The organism is Halomonas sediminis, assembly GCF_044871105.1.
Taxonomy (GTDB): Bacteria; Pseudomonadota; Gammaproteobacteria; order Pseudomonadales; family Halomonadaceae; genus Vreelandella; species Vreelandella zhuhanensis.
This window is the reverse complement of the sequence record NZ_CP085246.1, coordinates 932,775-955,199: the sequence shown is the minus strand read 5'-3', so window position 1 is coordinate 955,199 and position 22,425 is coordinate 932,775. Positions and strand designations below refer to the sequence as shown.

Sequence of the window (22,425 nt, the reverse complement as noted above, 5' to 3'; positions counted from 1 at the left end):
GAACTTGTCCGTAAATAGCATCTGATCCACGCTGTGATGAATCATCAATGTTAAGGATTTCACCATGGGTGCAAAATCTTGGGAAGTCGCGGATGAGTTCCGGAGCTGCGTAGAGCCACTGATTCCACCGGCGCAACCAAGGCCAGCGAACGAGAAATAACGGCGCAAGCCTGGCGGTGGACGTAAACCCAAGCCTGCTCGTCTAGTCGTCGAAACATTGTGCACTGGATGTCAGTTGGAAGGCCTTGCCGGCCGAGTATGACGAGATGGAGAATATCATTGATGGAGCGACAGCAAAGGCTCCCTTGCCTCAGGAGCAGGTCGGTCCCAGCCCGACTGATCGGGTAGAAAAACGGGAGCAAGCGCCACCTGCTGGTCGACGGGAGTGGCGTCCCGTTAACGCTTACCGTTACCGGCGCGATGTCAACCAGCTCGAGTCCGCACTCACTGCCATCCAGGTCAAGCGCCTCAGCCCGCCTTTTCGCCGCTCCAATTACCTATGTGCCGATGCCAGCTACCGGGACATACCGCCATTATTGCTTTTCGGAAGATACCGCGTACGTTAAATATTATTTACGGATAGGTTCTAAGTAATCTAAGTAGGGTAACGGGCAAGCAAAACTGTAGAATACCAGACTTGGTGGACAGTGAGAGCAGACTTTAAGCAGTGACGGACGCTGAGAAATAGTCAACCGGTTGAGGATAACCGGCAGCAGTCCATGGCAACCTTATGTGACAGACGAATATGGTCAGCCAATAGTGACCGTGCGTCACCAATATTACGATCCAACGCCAAAGCTACCAATTCGCCATGCTGGACATCTAGCACCCGGCGCACCTCGGGATTGGGCGGTGCTAAGCGACGATAGCGATCAAACTGATCATGCAACTGCTCAATAAAGCGCAATAGCCATGTCGAACCACAGGGTGCCAATAGCGCACGGTGAAAGCGTAAGTGCGCCTGCTCCCATTCCTCGACCTGTTGCGGCTGTTCGTCGGCTCGCTTAAGTCGATGCTGGGCCGCGATTAACAGCGACTCCCACTCTGCATCGCCATTCTGGAATGCTTGGGCTAACGCCATGCATTCTAGTTGCGAGCGCAGCTTGGCGATATCATTCAACTCTTCTAGATACATCGTCGGCACACGGAACCCACGCTGATTCTCCTGCACTAGCAACCCATAGGCTGCCAACCGGTTGAGCGCTTCTCGCAACGGGCTCAGTCCCACCTGATAATGTGCTTTCAAAGTGCTTATGGCCAGCTTCTCCCCAGCCGCGAAACGTCCCCGGATCAAGTCCTTTTTCAAGGCATTGAAGACCTGCGTAGAGACAGTCGCGCTCGCCGATTCTGATAGTGTCATAGTGTGCTACTCGTTAACCAAACGATGAATGGCCTGGCCAGGTTGGCGCTATTCAGCTCGAAATTATAGCAAAAAATCGTTTTTTTCATAATAAGATTTATAGCATAACAATGCTGACGCAAAGAGACAGTACGGATGGCTCCAATGTCTGACGAATTGTCGAGCCCGCCGATTGCGGAATCAATGGCGATAACTTCGTGCCGGCCTGATCGCTGCAGCCAGTAGTTGAAATGGCAAACTCCACGAATCCAATTTCAGCAACACCACTTCAATAAATCTCACCCTGAAAACCGTCAAGCTGCCCACTACTGTGTTCGACATGTTCGATGCCTGGCGGAACTATTCCGCCATTTCAGCGAAGATTCATGACGAATTCTGAGCTCTTCGCAAAGCATCAGTTAACTAGACCAAGATACAGAATATAGATAGCCAGCTAATAGTAATATCGTCATTCTTTCTACACGATCCGCTCCCTTTCACATCCATTATTGAGCAATGCAGGTAAAACTTGACTCGTTCACATTACTCGACTTATGCTTTAAAAATCGATTTTATTAAAAATAACGAATAAAAGAGAAGTTTAATTTTGGCTAATCAAAGTTCCCTTTTCATGGCTTTCCTGCGCATTGGTCTCCTCGGCTTCGGCGGTGGGCCAGCAATGATCCCTCTTGTTCATCAGGAAGTAGTAAGGCGCTATGGTTGGCTCGACGAAGAGGAATTCGCCGATACCCTGGCTATAGCTAATACCCTGCCCGGCCCCATCGCTACTAAGATGCCAGGCTACATCGGCTACCGCGTCGGCGGCAGTCTCGGCTGCATCACTGCGGTTATTGCCGTCATCTTGCCGATGATTGTGGTCATGATACTGCTGCTCGGTCTGTTCAGTCGCTATCGCGACGTCAGATGGATTCACGGCATGGGGCAGGCTGTGGTTCCGGTCGTGATGGTCATGATGGCGCAACTGACATGGGACTTCTGGAGCAAGTCCCGTATCGCCCTAGGCTGGATCGCGAGCCTGTCTCTGATGGCTGTGGCCGGTTGGTTGATCTACTGGCTGGGCGTTCACCCCGGCTGGGTGATCGGCGTGCTGCTGGCCACCGCACTGCTACTCCCCACCGGTTCCTTCAAGAAGAAGGAGGCTACCGAGTGATCTATTGGCAGCTGTTCCTGGCCTTCTTTATACCCAACATCATCGGGTACGGCGGTGGACCGGCGATCATCCCGCTTATCGAGGCTGAGGTTGTCGGCCGCTATGGCTGGATGGACTCCCAAGTATTCGCAGAGACATTGGCCCTAGGCAATTCTCTGCCCAGCCCCATCGCGACCAAAATGGCGGGTTACGTGGGTTACGAGGTAGCTGGTGCCGGCGGCGCAGCGATCGCCGTACTGGCGACGGTCGTCCCTTCGCTGTTGCTCATGCTGGGTGCGCTCGGAGTGCTCTACCGTCATCGGGACTCCCCGCGTGTCAAGCGCATGAGCCAGTGGGTGCGCCCGGTCATTACCCTGATGATGGCGTGGCTGACGTTGGGCTTTTTGACAGAGGGCCTGGAAGGATCCGGTCCAATCCATACTCTGCTGATCGCGGCCGTGGCCGCACTCGCCCTGATCCGGTTCAAGATTCATCCCGCTTTCGTGGTGCTCGCGGCACTGGCTTATGGAGGGTTACTTCTCGGTTGACGAATGCCTCGAACCGAAATTGAACAACAACTATAAGCACACAGCATGCGCATTTACGGCCTACCTCCCTGCAGGCGGGCCACCCCCGGGTTCGTCATGAAGCGGCCCAAGCTTGCAACAACACTCACAAAAACAGGTATACATATGAAGCGCAACTTACTGACTCTCACCGTCGCTATTGCCTCACTGGGACTGGCAGGTCTCTCATCGGTACAAGCCGCTGAAGATTACCCCGCCAAGGATATCAAGCTCGTCATTCCTTTCGGTCCCGGTGGTGCCACCGATATCATCTTCCGCCTGGTCTCCCAAGAGGCCGAGAAAAGCTTCGATCAGTCCATCGTCCCGGTCAATATGCAGGGCGCCGGCGCTACCCGCGGCTCTCGCGAGGTCAAAAATGCCGATCCCGATGGCTACACCCTGCTCGGCAGCCACGACACCATCGCCCTGTCCAAGCTTGCCGGCATGGCCGATTACTCCTATGGCGCCTTCGAACCCATCGCTCTGCTGACGCAGACGGTCAACATTCCCACCACCTATGCCGGCCACCAGGCACAAAACGCCGAGAACATCGCCGAGTACGTCAAAGAGAATAAGGGAGATGTGCGTATTGGCATGATCCCGAGCTCCACCGACCACTTCTTCTGGGTCCAGTTTCTCGAGGAAGCCGGCATTCCTCTGGAAGACGTACGTATGGTTGGCTATCCGGACACCGGTTCGCAGGTCTCGGCGCTGCTGGCCGAAGAGATCGACTTCACCATGCTCAACATGCCCTCCGGCGGCTCCTTCTTCGAGGAAGGCTCGTTCCATCCACTGGGTGTGGCCTACGAAAAGCGCCTCGACGCCCTCCCCGATACGCCGACTCTGCAGGAGCAGGGCATCGACCTAGTCAATGCCACCAGCCGCGGCCTGTTCGCGCCCAAGGGGACTTCCGAGGAGCATATCCAGATTATCGCCGACGCCTACCAGAAAGCGCTCGAAAACGAGACCGTCGCCAGCCGTATCGAGAACGAATTCGGCTCGGTGGTAAATTACAAGTCGCCCGATGAGTACCAGCAGTTCCTGAGCGCCAATGAAGCCGCCCTGACGAAGGTCGCCGAAAATATCGACTTCTCAAAATAGTCGGCTCTGTCTGGGTCGGCCCGATACAGACCGCATAAAGCGGCCTGACCGGCCGACCCATCAGCTTAACCTGGAGCAGTCATGCATATGACCAAGGATCGCTACCTCGCAACTGCAGTTCTGCTCATGGTCGCCATTCTGTTCGTCGAGTCGGGCAACATTCCCGAAAAGACGAGTTGGCAGGCCTATGAATCGTCACTGTACCCCCAAATACTGCTGGGATGTATCGCCTCATTCGCCTTCTTGCTGCTATTTCACTCCTGCAGAAAAGCCACTGCAGAAGATAGAGAAACGTCTGCGAAGCACCCAGAACGCAACCTGAAAGTGCTAGGCATCTTCGTGCTCTTCGGCGGCTATGCAGCGCTGCTTCCCGTTCTCGGTTACCTAGTTTCCACCATGGCGTTCATGGTGACGACACAAGCGCTACTTCTGGGCGTTGATACGCGTCGCAAGTGGGTAGTCAACCTGGCCACCGCCAGCATTCTGGTTCCGCTGGTTTATGTCATATTCAAATACGGCCTGAACGTCTGGCTACCTTAACTTTACAGGAGCGCACTCATGGGCGAATCATTTCTACAGGCGCTGGGAGAGGTCGGCGATGTTTATACTCTTTCATTGATCTTCGCCGGGGTACTGTTCGGCATCATCGGCGGGAGCATTCCCGGCTTCACGGTGACCATGGCAATTTTGGTCGTCTTTCCGTTCACCTTCGCCATGGATCCGGTCAGTGGGATCGCTCTGATGGTAGGCGTTTTCGTCGGTGGCTATTCTGGGGGAATCATCTCCGGCGTGATGCTGGGCATCCCTGGAACGCCTTCTTCCATCACGACCGTCTACGATGGCTACCCCATGGCCAAAAACGGCGAGCCAGGCCGGGCTCTAGGCATCGGCATGCTGTCGTCCTTCTTCGGCACGCTGTTCAGCGTCTTGATGCTGATTTTCTTCGGCCCGCTGATCGCCAAGTTCAGCATGAATTTCCGGCCCTGGGAGATCACCGCGCTGATCGTCTTCACTCTGACTCTGGTCGCCGGCCTTTCCAACGGCGCCTTGATTAAGGGGCTGATGGCGGCGGCCATCGGCCTGTTCATCACCACGGTGGGCTTCGATCGCAACAGTAACTTGCGCTTTGATTTCGGCCTAGAGTTTCTCAACTCCGGCTTCGAGATCCTGCCGGTGATGATCGGTATCTTCGCTTTCTCGCAACTAATGAACAACATCGAGGAATTGAATGCCAAGAAAGGCGACGAGCAGAGCATCAATACTTCGGTCTCCATCCCCTATCGCCAGATTCTCAGCGATCTTTCGCGTCAGAAGCTCAACATACTACGCTCGTCGCTGATCGGAAGCCTGGTAGGCGCTCTGCCTGGCACTGGTGGCACGGTGGCCAACTTCCTCAGCTACGACCAAGCCAAGAAATTCTCGCGCCACCCCGAGCGCTTCGGTACCGGCATCCCCAATGGCATCATCGCATCGGAGGCCTCCAATAGCGCGGTGACCGGGGGCGCCTTCATCCCGACCCTGGCGCTAGGCATTCCGGGCGACTTGCCCATGGCGATCATGATGGGTGTACTGATCTTGCATGGCATCACGCCCGGGCCGCTGATGTTCGAGCAGAACCCCGTACTCGTGGGCAGCATCTATGCCAGCCTGTTAATTGGTGCCGTCATCATGGTGGCATGCCAGCTCTTCCTGCTGCGCTGGTTCGCCAAAATTTCGCGAATCCCCCAGCAGATCCTGGTCCCCTCTGTGCTGATGCTCTGCGCCATTGGCTCCTACGCGCTGAACAATAACCTGTTCGATATCTGGGTTCTGTTCGGCTTCGGCATCCTCGGCTACCTGCTGTGGAAAGCAAACGTGCCACTGACACCGCTGATTCTTGGCGTAGTGTTGGGTGAAAACCTCGAGAACCAGATGTTCCGTGCTCTCGAGCTCGATCCAGACTGGATGACCTTCTTCACTCGCCCGCTGTCGGCCACCTTCTTCGCGCTTTCCATCGCCTCGGTAGCGTTCGCACTACTGCAGAACCGCAAGATTTCTCTCAACCTCAAGAAGCCCCTGGGCGAAGGTTAACGCCGGCCCGGTACAGGAGTTCCGATGCAGAACGATGCACTCTACTATCCATTTCCTTCCCGTCGCATGGTGACCTATGGCCAGCGCGGCATGGTGGTGACCTCGCAGTCGCTGGCCGCACAAGTGGGGTTGGATATCCTCAAGCAGGGCGGCAACGCGATAGACGCGGCGATCGCCACCGCCGCCGCACTGACCGTGGTCGAACCTACCTCGAACGGCATCGGCAGTGATGCCTTCGCTATCGTCTGGATCGATGGCAAGCTACACGGCCTAAACGCCAGCGGTCCAGCACCGCAGAGCATCTCGCGCGAGGCGGTTCGTGCGCTGGGCCACGAGAAGATGCCACTGCACGGCTGGCTTCCGGTCACTGTGCCCGGCGCCCCGGCCGCTTGGGCCACGCTATCCCAGCGCTTCGGTAAACTGCCATTTAAGGCACTACTGGCCCCGGCCATCGATATCGCCGAGCAGGGCTTTCCCATCTCGCCGGTGGTCAGCCAAATGTGGGAAGAAGCTCACGCCACCTATGGCGCCTATGACGATGCCGTGTTCAAGCCCTGGTTCGATACCTTCGCCATCGACGGACGCACGCCACGCATCGGCGAATTGTGGCGGGCTCCCGATCACGCCAACAGCCTGCGTGCGATCGCTGACAGCAATGCCAAGGATTTCTATCAGGGCGAGCTGGCCGAGCGCATCGTGGCGCATGCCGCCGAGCATGGCGGCTTCCTGCGTAAGGAAGATCTGACTGCCTTCGAGCCCGAGTGGGTCGATCCCGTCAGCGTGCGTTATCGCGGCCACGATATTTGGGAAATCCCGCCCAACGGCTCAGGTATGATCGCCCTGATGGCGCTGAATATGCTGGAAGGCATGGATGCCAGTTTCGATGCGGTGGAAACCCTGCATCGGCGCATTGAGGCCATCAAACTAGCCTACGTTGACGGTTTCCACTACATCAGCGAACGTCAGCATATGAAGGTCGACGTCAAGGATCTGCTCTCACCCCGCTACGCAAGCCAGCGCCGTGAGGAGATCGGCGAGAAGGCCCTGGATCCCAAGCCGGGCGACCCCGTTCGCGGCGGTACTGTCTACCTGGCCACGGCTGATGCCGATGGCAACATGGTCTCCTTCATTCAGAGCAACTTCAAGGGCTTCGGATCTGGTGTTGTGGTGCCCGGCACCGGGATCAGCTTACAGAACCGTGGCTGCTCCTTCTCTTTGGATGGTGAGCATGCCAACAGCCTAGAGCCGGGCAAGCGAACCTACCATACTATCATCCCCGGTTTCATCACCCGCAACGACCAAGCTATCGGCCCGTTCGGCGTGATGGGCGGCTTCATGCAGCCCCAGGGACACGTCCAGGTCATTACCGGCATGCTCGACGAGCACCTCAATCCGCAGGCCACCCTCGACGCTCCACGCTGGAAGTGGACTGCCGGACGCACCGTGGAAGTCGAGCCTCACTTCCCAGACCACTTAGCCCAAGCGCTGATGCGTCGCGGTCACGATGTGGTCAAGCGTACCGATGCGTTGAGCTTCGGCCGAGGCCAGATCATCCTGCGCGATCCGGACAGCGGTACGCTCAGCGCCGGTACCGAGCCGCGTACGGACGGTGCGGCCGTCGCTTGGTAGACAAATCGCCACATATGGGCGATCACCAGTGCCAATCGTTCAGAGCTTTCGATCATGCAAAATAACCCAGTTACTCTCGCCGAGACCTCCCAGCCCTGCGCAAAAGGCAGCCAGAGAAAACAACAGCGGCGCTTGCGCCTGTTTTGTAGTCGCAGCTAGGGTTAGCGTAAGCGCTTGTGAGGAACGAACAGGCGCTGGAGCAATGGGGTTGGCAAGGCGTGCGCGAAGCGCTGGCCGCGCCTGAGCTGTGCGAGCGTAGCTGGTCCTTCAAGGGCTGGTGAGGAACGAACCGGCCCGCATTAGCGCACGGAGCGCAAGAGCGCCAAGGATGCGAAAGGCGCATAGCGACCAGCTTTGCCGGTTGGAGCGCAGCTGAATCTGCAGCAGCCCGACCGCTAGCGAAGAACCATAAGGCAAGACATCTACGACAACCAGCCTGTCGCCGGTTTATCGTAATTGGTGGCCCGAAATCGTCTTCCTGCACTCGCTCAGGATTTTGTTCTGGCCGCCTTCGTGATCGCTCGTGCACACTCCACTAAAAGTGGCCCCAGCTTGCCTAGAGCATCTTGAAGAGTCCAACGACTGCTGGGCGTGGTAATATGCACAGCCGCTACGGGCTCACCTGCTGCATTTAGCACCGGAGCTGCAATGTTAAGGTCACCAAGGAAAAATTCAGCATTGTTCCACGCAACACCATATGTCCTGCACTCCTGAATGATACCCATCAGTGCCATTGGAATGATCAGCCCAGAGGCCTTCGAGGCCCGAATGATCGCTTAGATCGGTGTCCACCAATGCTGGGTAAGATCATCCCTGTGTGCGTTTGTCGGCCAAGTGGAGCCCACGTTCGACTGGACCCTGCGCCAGAGGGAGACCGGTCAGATGCTCACCAGCTCCCTGGTCGATGCCCTCTATCAGCCGGGCCCAGCGGCATGGGCTCTTGAGGAGTGTCACCGGCACGGCCCACAGTTCGAGCTGCTCCATCAACATGCTAGGGTAGCTTTTGGCGACGGTGACGACGCGATGCTGTCCAATATGCTCGCCTATCGCCTATCGCCTAATGGCGCAGGACTGACAGAGCATGGTGATTCTTGGCGATCCAGCCATAGGCTGGATAAGGAAGTCGGCCCTGTAAATTCGCCCAAGTGCCGGCCTTCAGCGGAGTAGGTGTTATTAGATTTTGACATGCTCAAGAATTAAGGCCACCACGAAACCTGGTGTGATTCAGATCACTGAATAACGGTAAAAATTCACCTGGTGTAAAACCAGTCTGCGCATGCATGACGGTGAAAACTGTGCTCAACATTATTTGAGACCTATATCACTCCTGTGTCCCCCAGCCCTTGGGATCTTCTCAATCACAGGAGTGCGCTCCATGCCCCCACCTTGTTTACGCTGCACAGCCACACGCACGCTTAATCTCGAGACAGCCCGACAACTCAGCATTGCCAGTGGCGCACTGATGGGTGGTGCCGTCGGGGCCTATCGCTCGTTCAGTTCCGATGGCACCCCTGACCCTGCTTCGCGTTTTCCACTTGCCAATTACCTATGGCGGTCATGGGCGCAAGTACCGGTGGGTTAGCGGGCTCTCTCGCCGTGCAACGCTGTTTCTCTCAATGGATGCCGCCCGGTGAAGGCACGCCCTGGCTGTGCTTGGCGTGCGGCTATGCCTTTCGTCAGCCGACGCCCTCGGTGGCCTCCCCCTCCTGACCCTCTCGCCGCTTGGCGGCTAACCCTCTTTCTTGCCCAACCTAATGCGCTGGCTACCCGCCGGCGTTTTCGTGTTTTAAAGGAGTCATTTTCATGGCACATCTCGTTGAACAAATGGCCTACGTTGGCGATACCCCCTGGCATGGCCTGGGGCAGCAGCTTTCCCGCAACCAACCGTTGGACGTCTGGCAGCAGCAAGCCGGGATGGATTGGCACATCGAAGAAGCGCCGGTGCGCTTTATTGCCGAAGGCGCAAGCCACCTGGGCAGCATTCATTCCTTCTCCGAGCAGAAGGTGCTTTATCGTTCCGATTCCAAGGCGCCACTGTCGGTGGTCTCGCAGCGCTACAAGGTGGTGCAGCCCGAGGAAATTTTGGAGTTTTACCGCGACCTGACCGAGTACGCCGAGTATGAGCTGGAGACTGCTGGGGTATTGAAAGGTGGGCGCAAGTTCTGGGCCTTGGCGCGCAGTGGCCTGAGCACCTCGCTCAAGGGCCAGGATGAGGTCAACGATTACCTGCTGTTGGCCACCTCGTGCGACGGCACGCTGGCGACCATGGCCACCCCCACCACGGTGCGGGTGGTGTGCAACAACACCCTGCAGATTGCCGTGGATGGCACCACGCAAGCGGTGAAGGTACCGCATCGCTCAGAGTTTGATCCGCGTGCCGTGAAGCGTCAGCTGGGGATTTCGGTCTCCCAGTGGAACGACTTTATGTACCGCATGAAAACCTTGACCGAGCGCAAAATTGACCACCGCGAAGCGCAGCAGTATTTTCAGTCGGTGATTTGCGGGGCTGAGAAGCCAATAGACGATCCGACCAAGCTACCCAACTACCGGGCACTGAATAAAGTGCAGAAGCTTTATCACGGTGAAGGCCGGGGCGCTCACTTGGTAACGGCCAAAGATACGGCTTGGGGCTTGCTCAATGCCGTAACCGAGTACGTCGATCACGACAAGCGGGCACGCAGTAACGATACCCGTATGGATTCAGCCTGGTTCGGTCAAGGCGCACAGCTCAAGCAAGAAGCACTGAATGCCGCATCGGCCCTAGTCAGTTAAGTTAGCCTAAAACTCGAATTTCCCGCCCGGATGAAAAAGCTTAAGAAGCCACAATTAGCGCTCTGGGTGGGTATTTTTCTATCAAAATGAGGGGAATTTGATTAACCAAGTTTAGATAATGTTTCACAAATATGCATAAGACAAGTTAACCTTATCAGTCACCCCCCACCTAAAAATGGAGAAATCCTTTGTCAGCTAAGAATTCACTGAAAACTATTATTGCTATCGTGTCCTTTGGTGTGGTTGCTGATATCCATGCCAGTGATTGGCAGTATGTTGATACTCCTTTACGACTTACTGCCAAATATCCTGATGAAGTTCCATGTAGAATATATTACGAATCAAATTCAAAAAGAATGACTTGTAGTGTACCTGATTTATCAGGAGCAGAAAATTTAAAAATACGTGATATAAAAACAGGGCGTGTTACTGTTAGAAAAGATCCGAACCATATGAGTATCATTTGTTCGACTGATGGAATGTGTCAGGACATGAATACAGACCAATTCCTAGGTCATATAAAGCAAGGTACTGTCACGGCAGCTAATGGGGCTTTTTTTCATTTAACAAAAGGTTACTACCTTCATCAGATGGAAGGTGATCATGTTAAAGCTCATCGTTTCATGACAGGCCCTATGGCTAATGATTTTAATTTTCATGACGTTATTGAAAACGATCACGATGCCTACTGGAATATACCGGTAAGCCAGCGTGCCATTTATCAGGAACCGAAGCTCCCTGAAGATCATTATAGTGTTCTCAAAAATGGCAATGACTACAGTGTCATCTTTCCCGATGGCGATAGGGTAGATGGTTTAGCATTAAACGAACTTCATCATTACATTCCTTTTACTCAAGCTGATGGAGGCTTTTGTCCCTCCGGCGCCATTATGTGTCTGAATCGTGATGGATTTGTTTATGGTCTAGGTTTTGTACGAAAAGCCTTATCTGCTAATTTTACCTATGCAAAAGCAGCATAGGGGAAAGCAATGGTCGGACGTTACGAGATCTCTGATGACGGCTGGGCACAGATTGAAGATATCGTGTCGCCCCCTCAATCCATGGGTAGACCCAGGCGAGATGACCGACAAATGCTCAATGGCATTTTCTGGGTATTATGCTCTGGCGCCAAATGGCGTGATTTACCTGAGCGATATGGTCCTTGGTCGACGGTGTATGACCGATTCCGCAAGTGGCGTGATGATGGCACCTTTGAAGCGGTTCTTTCTCGCTTGCAGCTCAAGTTACGCGAAGATGGTCTTATGGACCTGGACACGTGGATGATCGATTCCACTTCAGTGCGAGCCACACGCGCTGCCGCTGGAGGCGGTAAAAAGGGGGCTCGAAAGAACCGCTAGACCATGCACTTGGCCGTAGTCGCGGGGGTTTAACAACCAAAATTCATTTGGTTTGTGATCGTCATGGCTGGCCTCTGGTGTTCACGCTGTCTCCTGGTCAAGAAGCAGATTCTCGGCACTTCGTTCCCACGTTGGAGAGAATCTCTCTGCCAGGTAACGTCGGGCGACCACGCAAACGTAGTCGCTATATGGTGGCTGATAAAGGGTACGACAGCGATGAGTTGCGTCATTATTGCGACAGGCACGGCATGAAACCCGTGATTGCTCAGCGCAACATGCACCGAAGAACCCGGCCTGGGCTACCCAGGCGGTTCGATAAACCCAAATATCGGCAACGGAATGCGATAGAACGCTGCTTTGGCTGGCTTAAAGAATTACGCCGCATTGCCACACGCTATGAAAAGTTGGCAAGTAGCTTTAAGGCGATGGTATGCGTGGCGTGCATCGACCGTTGCTTGCGAGCCAACTTTTCGTACAAAACCTAGATCATAGTGCTTATAATCGGGCAATCGACGGGAAAATTGAGAAGCCGGTTTTTATGGATAGAAGGTCTTATGATCATGTCACCTATTATCAAAATGATACTCAGGAAATAGTGTCCACTAAAGTATCAGCAACTGGTAATGTCTATGATCTGTGGTGCGATCCTCGCGGGGACCTTTGCACGTTTACTGACAGCGATGGAACTAACTACAAATTGTCTAGGGAATACCTCCCTCAACACATTCCTATAGCTGCCGATACATCGGACTGCATGCAAGAGGTTTGTTATGACGAAAATATGGAGGTGATCGGTCTAAATCCTGACCATCATCTTTATCGTTAACCGATGGAGCTTCAAGAATGGACCATCTACATTAGCAATAATCCGGCCCATCATTAATGGTTTGCTATGACCTTCTAAGCAGAGTTGCATACCGAATGATTGGATATTGCTCTGCCTGAGTATTTCTCTTTCACCACTGCGACAAACGCCCAGCCCTTAACAGGCTGGGCGTTTTGCTGTGGGGCTTATGCCGCGAGGTAACACGAGGATGTTTATTTCCCATGCGATTGAAACCGCACTGACCCGACTTACGAAGCAACTGCTGGAACAACAAACCCATCACGCCACGTCGTTGGTGTGTGCCAAAGGCGCGTTTTACCGGGCGGAGGTGCGCCTTGAGCGCATCGATCCTTCGGCGCTGGGGGATTATCTGCCCGACTAATCTTTTACTTTCCGCCACTTCACCCCCGCATTGGCGTTTCTACGCCCCGCATTATCGCTTCAACAGAACAGGAGGTGCCCCATGGCACAACGTACTCATGTGGTAAATTCTTCCACCCGCCATTCAGTTCCCTCTGCCATTCAAGCAGACGCCACCACGGCCAATACGCCAACCTCGGTGGATGCCCACCCCACGGCCGATAGCACCGCGATCATCCAAGTGATCGAGCGTGCCGCGCTGAACCCAGACGTGGATATCGACAAAATGGAGCGGCTGCTGCAAATGCAGGAGCGTGTCATGGATCGCCAGGCGATGATGGCCTATAGCACTGCCATGGCGGCCATGCAGACCGAACTGCCAAGCATCGAAGAACATGGCCAGGGCAATAACGGCAAGTACGCCACCCTGGAGGATATCGTGGATACCGTCCGGCCGATCATGCAAAAGCACGGCTTTGCGGTGAGCTTTCGCATTCAGACCCAGGAACGGGGTATCGAAATCACCGGGGTCTTGATGCATAAAGATGGTCACCGTGAAGAGACCGGCATGCTGCTGCCCGCCGACATGAGCGGCAACAAGAACGCCGTCCAGGCATTCGGCTCCTCCACCAGTTATGGCAGGCGCTATGTGCTCTGCGCCCTGCTCAATATCACCACCCGAGGCCAGGACGACAATGGCAACCAAGCTGGGAGCATCAAAAGCGTCACCCCCTTCCAGGCGGGGCAACTCCAGCGGCTGATCAGCCAATGCCCGGCCACGACCCAGGAGTAGTTCAGCGGCAAGTACGGCGCGGCGGTCCAGGTGCCGCAAGCTGACTTTGACAAGCTGCGGGCATCGCTTTCCAAGCGCGCCGTTCAATAACCTGCCTAGCCCCCCTTTAAAAAGGAGATCCCATGCAACTGCTGACAATGGCGCAAGGCTCCCCCGACTGGCTGGCGGCACGCTTAGGGCGCGTCACCATGTCGGAACTCAAGACCTTGCTGGTCAAGGGCAAAGGCCCCGGGGATTTGGCACCGGGGCTTTTTCGTATATGCACCAACTGATGGGCGAACGGATTACCGGCGAATTGGCCGAGCCGTTTCAGGGCAACGTCCATACCCGCCGTGGGCATGAGCTGGAAGGCGTGGCCCGAGAGCTCTACCGCGATGCCACCGGCGAGCCTGCGCCCCGGGAAGTCGGCATCATTCTCAACCAGGGCGTGGGCTACTCGCCCGACAGCCTGGTGGGTGAAAACGGCCTGTTGGAAATCAAGACCAAATTGCCCAAGTACCAGATCGAGGTGCTGCTCAATGGCGAGATCCCTGCCGAGCACATCGCCCAATGCCAAGGCGGGCTCTGGGTCAGCGAGCGGGAATGGATCGACTTCGTGAGCTACTGGCCCGGGATGCCGCTGTTTATCAAGCGGGCCTATCGTGATGATATCCTGATTCGCAGCATTGCCGAACGGGTCGACGCCTTTCACGAGGAAATGGAACGCCGCCTGGCCCAGGTGATGGCCGCGTGACGCGAGCCCTATACCACGACTCAACACGCTATCTCACGCCTATAGACGCCGGGGCCAACCCCGGCGTTTTTATTTTTGGAGGGAACCATGACACATACCAAACTGAAAGCCGGGGAAGTGGCAGGGACTTATCATGTCACTGCCCCGGTCACCGAGGCCGATATCATCAACATGGCCAAGCGCTTTGCCCGCCGCCGACTAGCCAAAGGACGCAAGATTACCCAGCCTGCCCAGGCATTTGAGCACCTGCAGCTTCTATTGCAAGATTACGAGCATGAAGTCTTCAGCGTGCTGTTTCTGGATAGCCAGCACCGCGTGATCCGCTTCGAAGAAATGTTTCGCGGCACCATCGATGCTGCCAGCGTCTACCCGCGTGAAGTGTTGAAGGCCTCGCTTGCCTATAACGCTGCCGCGGTGATCCTGGTTCACAACCACCCAAGTGGTGACCCCAAGCCCAGCGATGCTGATCGCCGCATCACTCAGCGTCTCAAAGAAACGCTCGGGCTGATGGATATCCGCGTGATTGATCATGTAGTAGTGGGAAGTGAGGGGCATGTCTCGTTTGCGGAGCGAGGCTGGTTATAAAGATTACATGACAGCATAGAACCACGCGCTTTCTTTCGATAAGCGCCGTGGTTCCATCTGAGTTATTTTTAAATGATGCGTAAAGGTTCATATACTACCTTTGCAAAGTTTACTTCAAGCTCATTGATAAATGGCTCTTCGTATGCTTTTGCATCAAACCCAATAAACTCGACGCCTTTTTCCTTTAATGCTTTGAAAACTCGACAAACAGCCGAAATAAATATTGGCATAACGTTTATATAAACTTGATGGTCTGGGTATCTATCGGCTTTTGCTCGTTGTTTTATATCCGAAAAGTGCAAATCAACGTCTAGTTGATATTTGAGCTTTCTCCTATTTGATGCTTTCATTCGATTTTCAAGGTACGGCGAGCCGAGGCTCTCATCGATTCTGAAGTAGAAATCCTCAAGCTTATAGAAGTAGCGCATCATAGCTGGAGAGTCTGAAAACTTATAACCAGCGAGAAGAAACTCCGCGCCAAGATATTTCTTATATCCTTCATTTAGTGCCATATCTTGATTCCAGCTCCTAAAAAGCAAGTGGTCTCTATGATGAACTGCATTACGTAAGAGAATTAAAGCTGCGGTATCTCCGTGTGCAAAGTAATCAATATCCAACTTAGTCACATCATATAAACTATGGAATGCTTCTAACTTAGCCTCAAAAGCTCGATCAAGGTTGTCTACAGCCTCTTCTAGATCAATATTCTTTAGTCGCTGAAAATAAACGTGTGTTTCAACGTAGATTCTCATCGAATTGGCGAGCTTCTTTATTGCATGCTGCTGAATTTCCATGACTATCTCTTAAAAGCTAACGCCTTGGCTCAGGTGCTTTTGAGGCGCCGTCTGCTTTTGCGGTAGTAAAAGTGGGCTGCGGGTCAAACGTCACCTGTAGCGATTTGTTGGGCGTCATGCCTTCAGCCCAGATATTGGTCTAATCGATACAGCCAGTTTATATTCAGCTAATGCGACATTTGGCAACCTAGCACAAGCCAGACGTAGATCTTCACTAATGTTTTTCGCGACAATCACACCTCTAACACTCTGGCCTTCGTCAGCTTGGTTGATCTTGATCCAGTTCATGTACCGAAGGAGCTGGCCGACTACTCGATCATAGCCCTTAGATACCTTCAGTTCGATTACGACGTAATTTCCAAATGAATCAACTGCCAATAAATCGATGTACCGACCGCCGACGGGAAACTCTACGCCAGTGATGCCCTCATCGGTGTATAAGGTAAGGCCCGGCTCAAGAAGTTGAAGGTTCCTCGCTAGGAAATCTCGGAGATCATGCTCATAGGCAAACTCGCCAGTTCCGTCAGAGGGTGACTCAGATGGCTCTTCAGGAACTGGAGTGGATTGCGAGATCGGAGTGGGGTCTCTTCCGGGTTCATATAGCCGAAAAGTGCTGCTATCGATCTTGTAGAAGTGATCATCAGATCCATCGGATCGCACGCTATACTGCAATCTCGTCGGCACGTTGGTGGAGAGACGAACCAAGTGTGCAGCGACGGTGCCTTGTTTGATCTTTGGATAGTTTTCGGCGAACCAATGAACAGCTTGCTCCCGCGTGAACGTATCGCCAGGAGAGATGCCAAGTGCTGGGATCATGTCCTGCATCAGAATACGAACGGGCCTGTCATACATCGATGGCATTAAACTCTCCTCCTATGACGCCCAAGAGGTATTAGACGGCCTGTCCTATGATTGGGTGAACGTGCCAGTACCAGCATGCTCATCTGAAAATGCAGCCTGCTAAATCCTCCCAAGCCTCTGATTCTATGAATTATTAAGTAGTCTGCATATCCAAATTTGCGCACCTGCTGCATTTCCCTATGCGTCCGCTTTGGGTCGAGCCCGACTGTAAATTAACCTTAGCATATGACGAGCATGAATTGAGCCATTCTTTGTCCTCCACCTGATAGAGGAACATGCCATGAACGTTTTGACAGAAATTTCCTGTAAACCTATACCTTGGAATATTGGAATAAAGGCAAGTTAGTTGAGCAGATGGCACCTCTGCGCCTTCGAGATATCTGGGCCATACGTGTGCGCCTACAGCTTGCCAAAAAGACGAGAGACCTCACCCCCTTCAATTTAGCCATCGATAGCAAATTACGGGGCTGCGACCTTGTCAATTTATGAGTACGGGATATAGCCCATGGTGCGTGCATATCCCCACGAGCCATTGTGATGCAGCAAAAGACGCATCGGCCTGTCCAGTTCGAAATTACCGAGCAGGCTCGCATCGCTATTATCGACTGGATACAGCTGGCTCAGCTCCGAAGCGAAGACTTCCTGTTTCCTAGCCGAATCAATAGCGCAAAGCATCTTTCAACGCGCCAATATGCCCGTATTGTGAAAGCCTGGGTCAACGAAATAGGTCTAGATGCGCAATGTATGGCACGCACACGATGCGCCGTACAAAAGCTTCGCTGATATACCGTCGCACGAAAAACCTGAGGGCAGTGCAACTGCTCCTGGGTCACATGAAGCTGGAAAGCACCGTCAGGTATCTAGGGATAGAGGTAGATGACGCGTTGGAAATGGCAGAACAGACAGAAGTTTGATGAGGATGAACGACGGCCTATTTCGGGCCGTCGTTACCCGGCCAGAAGCGTCCCTTAAAAGTGATCTGATATAACTGGCAGCGCAAAGTGCTGTAGAGGGAACATTGATTGCGCTTCTTCAACAAAGACTTATATATTAGTCATATTTACAAGGCCGCGGCTCGCTTCGGGCTGCCCAATATCCGTCTTGGAATGCCGATGAGAGTTCATCTTTATCGAGAGAGTCATCATATGCAGATGGCATCTGTTCCTTTCGCTCGCCGTACCTGCTACATTCATCTGCAAGTCCGATGTCATAGCCCACCCGATAAGCTTCATCTGCAGTCGGTTCTGAGCTTCCGCACCCAGTTAACAGGATTGTAAAAATGGGCACTAAACAATAAATACGCCATGATGAATTTAGTATTATCTTATTAATCATATTAGTTCCTAATTGTATTCAAAAGAAACGTTTTGGATTTGATAAACAATGAATATTCTTCTCCATAACGGCTTTATGTCATCAGGTACCTAGCCTTTGAAATCAATGTAGTCTGACGTTCAGTATCCGGCCAAGAGCTGCCGTTAAGCACATCTTCATATATTGCCCTCTGCACGAAAATTTTTATCTGTGCCCGAGTTTTTCAGGCATCAATTTTTTGCCCTGACGGCCTGGCGAACCAACAAAAACACAGCGGCCTCTAAATTTGCGACTCTCAATGGTTGCTCAAGCTCATTGGCAAGTTTTCGAAGTTCAGACATGAATAAACGGTAGCCCTTAGGATTTAAGGCAATGCCTAAACCCTGCTTGAACACATCGTCGAGGACTGCATAGCGATCTGGCCTTAACATTCGCAAGTGCTTACTGGCAAAAGAAACACCAAGACCCTTTATTTCTTCGCCTCTGGTAATAGCCTCTTCATCGTCGGCGGATTCAATGGCATAAATCAACCAAGATTTGAGTACTTGCCCAAGGTCTTCAGGTTCGTAATGCCGTTGCAAATTCCCCCAAACACGTTGTCCCCGCCCCCACTCACATACGCCTTGGGAAAAAAGAAGGAATTCCTTTGTACTCGATAATTTTGTTAGTAACGCCCCTCTTTCTTCTAGGAGTTGGCTACTTTCGGCTTCGACTCTAAGCAGTAAGTTCGCGCTACGAACCGCGGCTTCAGAAAATTCAAAACCAATAAATTCCAAGCTTTTGCTTTTTGCAGACACACGCCCTTGGTCGTAATCATCGACAACCCGCATGACTCCATCCGCTGCTTGAAAAGGCCAAGGATGAACTGTCTCAGCGCCAAGAGCATAAGCATCGCATGATGGGCATACGCTCACCCACTGGATATTTGAAAATTTCATTTTTGAAAAAGCCGCCTTCGTAAACCCCAGCGCCTCCTTAAACGTTCTACCATTGATGTTCGCTAATTGCCCACCGCATTTGATGCAACTCATCAAAAGATTCTCCTGCGTTCCACCCGACGACTAAAGGCAGCCATAATCGGTGTCCTGAAATTAACTTACGATGTAAAGCCAAGGATCGGAACAAACTAAAAGACATTGTTGGTCGAAAGCGGACATCATGCTTGTCCGTAGCTTATGTGAAATGCACCGCTATCTATGATTCTATGTCTATGCAATATATACCTAAATACTAATATTTAGTTAGACTAGCATTTTTATCTTGCAGCGCCTACGGATCTGTTTGGGAAGGCCTGAAAGAGGAATGATTCTGATCGGCCTGGTTGGTGGCCAACCGGCAGCAGTTGTCACGTCTGACAGACTAGCAATTCAGGCATAAGGGTGCGGTAGCGCCCGATATGCCATCAATAGCCATGGGCTGCGTCATATTCGAATGCCCCGCTTTCGGGCACCGCATAACATCTGCGCTGCGTCAGTCAAACATCGGGCAGGTCTACCCACTGGGGTGAATCGCTGACTGTACGTTGATATAGCTTATTTGCATAGCAAACCGCTGGCCTGGTTCTCGTTGACCCTGGACGGGCCAGAGTCTCAAGGGGCGATGAGAGTTTCCTGGCGACAAGCAAAAGCCCAGTGAAACCATTCAGCAATACATTGAGTGAAAGATCCATGAAAAGCCTTCACTTTTTGTGCTGCAGGACAGATATCCGCGGAACTCATCTACCTGTGTAATGATGGCGCCATCAAGCTGGTCGGCGTTGTGATAATCCTCAATAAAGGCGATCCAGTGCTCACAATCCACAACTGAGTGGCCTGGAACCCCCATCCAAGGGATGCTGAGTTATGCACTCACATCTGCAGACACATACCCATTGCTAAGGAAGTGATCCATGTCGCTGGAAAGTATAAGCACACTCTCACCAGGTGACGTACTCAATAATGATCAACTCTGCGAGATTTTCGGTTGCAGCCCGCAGGGTGGAATGCGAAGAGCAAAAAGAACTAACACCCTGGTCATTGTGACAAATCATATCGAGTCAATTTATGAGGATCGGTGGGAAGAAAACGTGATCCACTACACTGGCATGGGCCAAACAGGCAACATGTCACTCGATTCTGCCCAAAATAAAACTCTGAACGAGAATCCTACTAACGGTGTCTCGGTACATCTTTTCGAGGTTTTCAAGCGAAAAGAATACACCTATGTCGGCGAGGTCGTCCGGGTTGCTCCGCCTTACCAGGCAGCACAGCCAGACAAGGAAGGTAACGAACGTTTTGTATGGCTGTTTCCGCTGAAACTCAAGGATTCCAATCAGCCAATAATGCATGGAAAAGCGGCCAAGGAAGCCTATGAAAAAAAGGAGAGACAGGCTGCTAAACTATCCGACACTGAGCTGCTGCAGCGGGCCAAAGACGCCCCGGCAATTGCAGGATCTCGCCCGACACTGACGACACAGCATAGCCGGTCTCCTTTCGTAGCTGAGTATGCCAAGCGACGCGCAAAGGGAATCTGCCAGCTATGCCAGCAACCCGCGCCCTTCAAAACAAAGAAAGGGCCCTACCTTGAGTGTCATCACGTCGAATGGCTTGCGAAGGGCGGCGAAGACACCATAGAGAATACTGTTGCGCTTTGTCCAAATTGCCACCAAAAAATGCACATATTAGATCTTGGCAATGATCGCCAAGCATTAAAAACGGCTGCTCGCAGAAAACAGCATGAATGAACGAGTTATTTTAATTTACTCAGCGTAACGCTGCATAAATACTGCGGGAGCTGAAATGCGGCTTTCCTATTACCATCTGACAGAACTCCGATGAAGCTGGTCTTGTTCGCCCAGGCTGGGCTCCAGAGCAAGGTTACACGCCAGGAAGGGCTCCTGGCACATTTGGGTACTTTCTCGCCATGGCAAAGCCGAACCGAGGCGCTGTCGCCCTCACTGCCCGACTCGATGCAGCCACCATAAGGCTGCAACAGATGTTGTGGATTTACTTCCTTTCGCAGTAATAGGTGCATGCCGATGAAGTGTTGGAAGATGCCATCTATGAGAGCCAGTCCATGCGTAACTTTATCGGTATCGACTTGGCCATCGAGAGTACGGCCACGCTGCTTCACCTTCACCATATACTGTAAAAGCATGCCCTTAACGTCAAGGAGATCAACCGAGCATGCTGCTCATTTGTAAAGGGCATCATCATGGTGGTAGCACCTTCCGGCCAAGCACCGGAGATGAAGCGGGTCAGGAAAGACAATAACCCTCTTCGATTGTTGCGAAGGACCGCTACAGGGAACTAGCCAACCAGGCACAGCTGTTTAGCTTATTTGCTTTGGCCAACCCGGTGCTGTAGGAAAAACTGTCCAACAGCATCCTGTGCGTTTCAGTGAAAGCCAATGCAAAAGTGTGGGTCAGCGTGTGGGTCAAAAACATACAGACATAAAAAAAGCCGCTGAAATCAGCGACTTAATTAGAATTCTTGGCGGAGGGGGAGGGATTCGAACCCTCGAAGCCTTGCGGCTTACACACTTTCCAGGCGTGCTCCTTCGACCACTCGGACACCCCTCCGCATTTTCGCTCCGCTTTTGAGCACTTGGCTTTCTCAACGGAACGGCGCATATCCTAACGACTAAGCTACGAAATGACAAGCCTTTTCTGGCTTATGCCGGGGGTTGAGGCAGGACGGCATAATTGCCGGACGCTTCCAGGCAAAGGGTTTCGCCGCAGTAGAGCTGCTGGGTGAGTTGAATGCGTCCTTTCTCCCGTTCACGCAACTGCTTTTGGAGCTGCTGTGGCCCGTCAACCTCGCTTGGCTGGCAGCGCAGACGATAATCCTGGGTCACCGGCGCCAGGAAGCGCTGCGAGGCTTCAGCGACCACCACATCCCGAGACAGGCCCTGTTGGCGCAGCCATAGCGTGACCCAGCACCAGCCAAGCAAGGTCGCCTGGGCGGTTAATGCGCCGCCGAAACCCGTGCCCTTGTCGTTGAGATTCGGTGCCAACGCCAGCTGCCATTCAAGCCCATTGTCTTGTTGATACATAGCTTGAATACCCAGCTGCGAGACCATGGGAATCGCCTCACTCAGCCAGCGCTGGAAGGCCTTCAGGTCTTCCGGGGCTTGAGTGCTAGGCAGCGCCAAGCGTGGGTGAGGAATGCCGGGTTGGCGGCTAGTCACTGTCATG

The 22,425-nt window shown here is 53.1% G+C and carries 25 protein-coding genes, 1 tRNA gene and 1 pseudogene; 20 read left to right on the top strand and 7 right to left on the bottom strand.

Features of this window, described 5'->3' with window-relative positions:
• Positions 1–64 precede the first annotated feature (64 nt).
• Positions 65–521: pseudogene (locus tag LG290_RS04620) on the top strand (transposase family protein); the annotation flags it as partial.
• Between the two features lie 167 nt (positions 522–688).
• Here the strand turns inward: LG290_RS04620 and LG290_RS04615 are convergent.
• A complete protein-coding gene (locus LG290_RS04615) occupies positions 689–1,360 on the bottom strand; it encodes a GntR family transcriptional regulator (protein WP_499836429.1) in 672 nt (223 codons plus the stop codon).
• A gap of 610 nt (positions 1,361–1,970) precedes the next feature.
• Here LG290_RS04615 and LG290_RS04610 point away from each other — a divergent pair.
• The 6 genes from LG290_RS04610 to LG290_RS04585 all read left to right on the top strand — a co-directional run bounded on the left by LG290_RS04610 (position 1,971) and on the right by LG290_RS04585 (position 7,855).
• Complete coding sequence (locus tag LG290_RS04610; protein ID WP_499837025.1) at positions 1,971–2,510, top strand: chromate transporter; 540 nt, start codon at positions 1,971–1,973, stop codon at positions 2,508–2,510.
• Entirely contained in the window at positions 2,507–3,037 is a 531-nt protein-coding gene (locus LG290_RS04605; RefSeq protein WP_499836428.1) for a chromate transporter, read from the top strand. Before LG290_RS04610 ends, LG290_RS04605 begins: the two co-directional genes overlap by 4 nt.
• Before the next feature lie 144 nt (positions 3,038–3,181).
• Entirely contained in the window at positions 3,182–4,156 is a 975-nt protein-coding gene (locus tag LG290_RS04600; RefSeq protein ID WP_499836427.1) for a Bug family tripartite tricarboxylate transporter substrate binding protein, read from the top strand.
• Between the two features lie 81 nt (positions 4,157–4,237).
• Positions 4,238–4,696 carry a tripartite tricarboxylate transporter TctB family protein gene (locus LG290_RS04595; protein ID WP_499836426.1) on the top strand — a complete coding sequence of 153 codons (459 nt, stop codon included), beginning with the start codon at positions 4,238–4,240 and terminating at the stop codon, positions 4,694–4,696.
• A gap of 18 nt (positions 4,697–4,714) precedes the next feature.
• Positions 4,715–6,226, top strand: a complete 1,512-nt coding sequence (locus LG290_RS04590) for a tripartite tricarboxylate transporter permease (protein WP_499836425.1) — start codon at positions 4,715–4,717, stop codon at positions 6,224–6,226.
• Between the two features lie 24 nt (positions 6,227–6,250).
• Positions 6,251–7,855, top strand: a complete 1,605-nt coding sequence (locus LG290_RS04585; RefSeq protein ID WP_499836424.1) for a gamma-glutamyltransferase family protein — start codon at positions 6,251–6,253, stop codon at positions 7,853–7,855.
• 488 nt (positions 7,856–8,343) lie between these two features.
• Here the strand turns inward: LG290_RS04585 and LG290_RS04580 are convergent, their stop codons facing one another.
• Positions 8,344–8,580: an IclR family transcriptional regulator domain-containing protein gene (locus LG290_RS04580; RefSeq protein ID WP_499837024.1), complete on the bottom strand. Its 237-nt coding sequence runs from the start codon at positions 8,578–8,580 to the stop codon at positions 8,344–8,346.
• A 650-nt stretch (positions 8,581–9,230) separates the two neighbouring features.
• Between LG290_RS04580 and LG290_RS04575 the strand changes: the two genes are divergently transcribed.
• From LG290_RS04575 to radC, 10 genes are all read left to right on the top strand, one after another.
• Complete coding sequence (locus LG290_RS04575; protein WP_499836423.1) at positions 9,231–9,437, top strand: hypothetical protein; 207 nt, start codon at positions 9,231–9,233, stop codon at positions 9,435–9,437.
• A 221-nt stretch (positions 9,438–9,658) separates the two neighbouring features.
• Positions 9,659–10,627, top strand: coding sequence for a DUF932 domain-containing protein (locus LG290_RS04570; RefSeq protein ID WP_499836422.1), 969 nt, complete (start codon positions 9,659–9,661; stop codon positions 10,625–10,627).
• Between the two features lie 188 nt (positions 10,628–10,815).
• The gene (locus LG290_RS04565) at positions 10,816–11,607 is read left to right on the top strand and encodes a hypothetical protein (RefSeq protein WP_499836421.1); all 792 of its coding nucleotides are present in this window, start codon (positions 10,816–10,818) and stop codon (positions 11,605–11,607) included.
• Positions 11,608–11,616: 9 nt separating this feature from the next.
• Positions 11,617–12,470 (top strand): IS5 family transposase gene (locus tag LG290_RS04560; protein WP_499836420.1). Its coding sequence is split into 2 segments (ribosomal slippage): positions 11,617–11,959 and positions 11,959–12,470, totalling 855 coding nucleotides; the frame shifts between segments, so codons are not numbered across the junction.
• Entirely contained in the window at positions 12,416–12,811 is a 396-nt protein-coding gene (locus tag LG290_RS04555; protein WP_499837134.1) for a hypothetical protein, read from the top strand. Before LG290_RS04560 ends, LG290_RS04555 begins: the two co-directional genes overlap by 55 nt.
• Before the next feature lie 208 nt (positions 12,812–13,019).
• Entirely contained in the window at positions 13,020–13,193 is a 174-nt protein-coding gene (locus LG290_RS04550; RefSeq protein WP_499836419.1) for a hypothetical protein, read from the top strand.
• Positions 13,194–13,274: 81 nt separating this feature from the next.
• On the top strand, positions 13,275–13,964 hold the full coding sequence (locus tag LG290_RS04545) for an ERF family protein (RefSeq protein ID WP_499836418.1): 690 nt from the start codon (positions 13,275–13,277) through the stop codon (positions 13,962–13,964).
• 122 nt (positions 13,965–14,086) lie between these two features.
• Positions 14,087–14,236, top strand: a complete 150-nt coding sequence (locus LG290_RS04540; RefSeq protein ID WP_499836417.1) for a hypothetical protein — start codon at positions 14,087–14,089, stop codon at positions 14,234–14,236.
• Entirely contained in the window at positions 14,224–14,697 is a 474-nt protein-coding gene (locus LG290_RS04535) for a YqaJ viral recombinase family protein (RefSeq protein WP_499836416.1), read from the top strand. Before LG290_RS04540 ends, LG290_RS04535 begins: the two co-directional genes overlap by 13 nt.
• An 87-nt stretch (positions 14,698–14,784) precedes the next feature.
• A complete protein-coding gene (radC, locus tag LG290_RS04530) occupies positions 14,785–15,282 on the top strand; it encodes a RadC family protein (protein ID WP_499836415.1) in 498 nt (165 codons plus the stop codon).
• A 68-nt stretch (positions 15,283–15,350) separates the two neighbouring features.
• Here the strand turns inward: radC and LG290_RS04525 are convergent, their stop codons facing one another.
• Together LG290_RS04525 and LG290_RS04520 are read right to left on the bottom strand one after the other, a co-directional pair.
• On the bottom strand, positions 15,351–16,076 hold the full coding sequence (locus LG290_RS04525) for a hypothetical protein (RefSeq protein ID WP_499836414.1): 726 nt from the start codon (positions 16,074–16,076) through the stop codon (positions 15,351–15,353).
• A 114-nt stretch (positions 16,077–16,190) separates the two neighbouring features.
• Positions 16,191–16,937: an endonuclease NucS domain-containing protein gene (locus tag LG290_RS04520; RefSeq protein ID WP_499836413.1), complete on the bottom strand. Its 747-nt coding sequence runs from the start codon at positions 16,935–16,937 to the stop codon at positions 16,191–16,193.
• Positions 16,938–17,474: 537 nt separating this feature from the next.
• Between LG290_RS04520 and LG290_RS04515 the strand changes: the two genes are divergently transcribed.
• Positions 17,475–17,720: a site-specific integrase gene (locus LG290_RS04515; RefSeq protein ID WP_499836412.1), complete on the top strand. Its 246-nt coding sequence runs from the start codon at positions 17,475–17,477 to the stop codon at positions 17,718–17,720.
• Between the two features lie 761 nt (positions 17,721–18,481).
• Here LG290_RS04515 and LG290_RS04510 read toward each other — a convergent pair.
• A complete protein-coding gene (locus LG290_RS04510; protein WP_499836411.1) occupies positions 18,482–19,282 on the bottom strand; it encodes a hypothetical protein in 801 nt (266 codons plus the stop codon).
• A gap of 857 nt (positions 19,283–20,139) precedes the next feature.
• On the opposite strand from LG290_RS04510, the gene LG290_RS04505 reads away from it, so the two are divergent.
• Together LG290_RS04505 and LG290_RS04500 are read left to right on the top strand one after the other, a co-directional pair.
• Positions 20,140–20,973, top strand: a complete 834-nt coding sequence (locus LG290_RS04505) for an HNH endonuclease (protein ID WP_499836409.1) — start codon at positions 20,140–20,142, stop codon at positions 20,971–20,973.
• A 284-nt stretch (positions 20,974–21,257) separates the two neighbouring features.
• On the top strand, positions 21,258–21,380 hold the full coding sequence (locus LG290_RS04500; RefSeq protein WP_499836408.1) for a hypothetical protein: 123 nt from the start codon (positions 21,258–21,260) through the stop codon (positions 21,378–21,380).
• Between the two features lie 342 nt (positions 21,381–21,722).
• On the opposite strand, the gene LG290_RS04495 is transcribed toward LG290_RS04500, so the two are convergent.
• Positions 21,723–21,810 (bottom strand) — tRNA-Ser (locus tag LG290_RS04495).
• A 92-nt stretch (positions 21,811–21,902) separates the two neighbouring features.
• On the bottom strand, positions 21,903–22,424 hold the full coding sequence (locus tag LG290_RS04490) for a YiiD C-terminal domain-containing protein (protein ID WP_499836407.1): 522 nt from the start codon (positions 22,422–22,424) through the stop codon (positions 21,903–21,905).
• Between the last annotated feature and the right edge of the window lies 1 nt (position 22,425).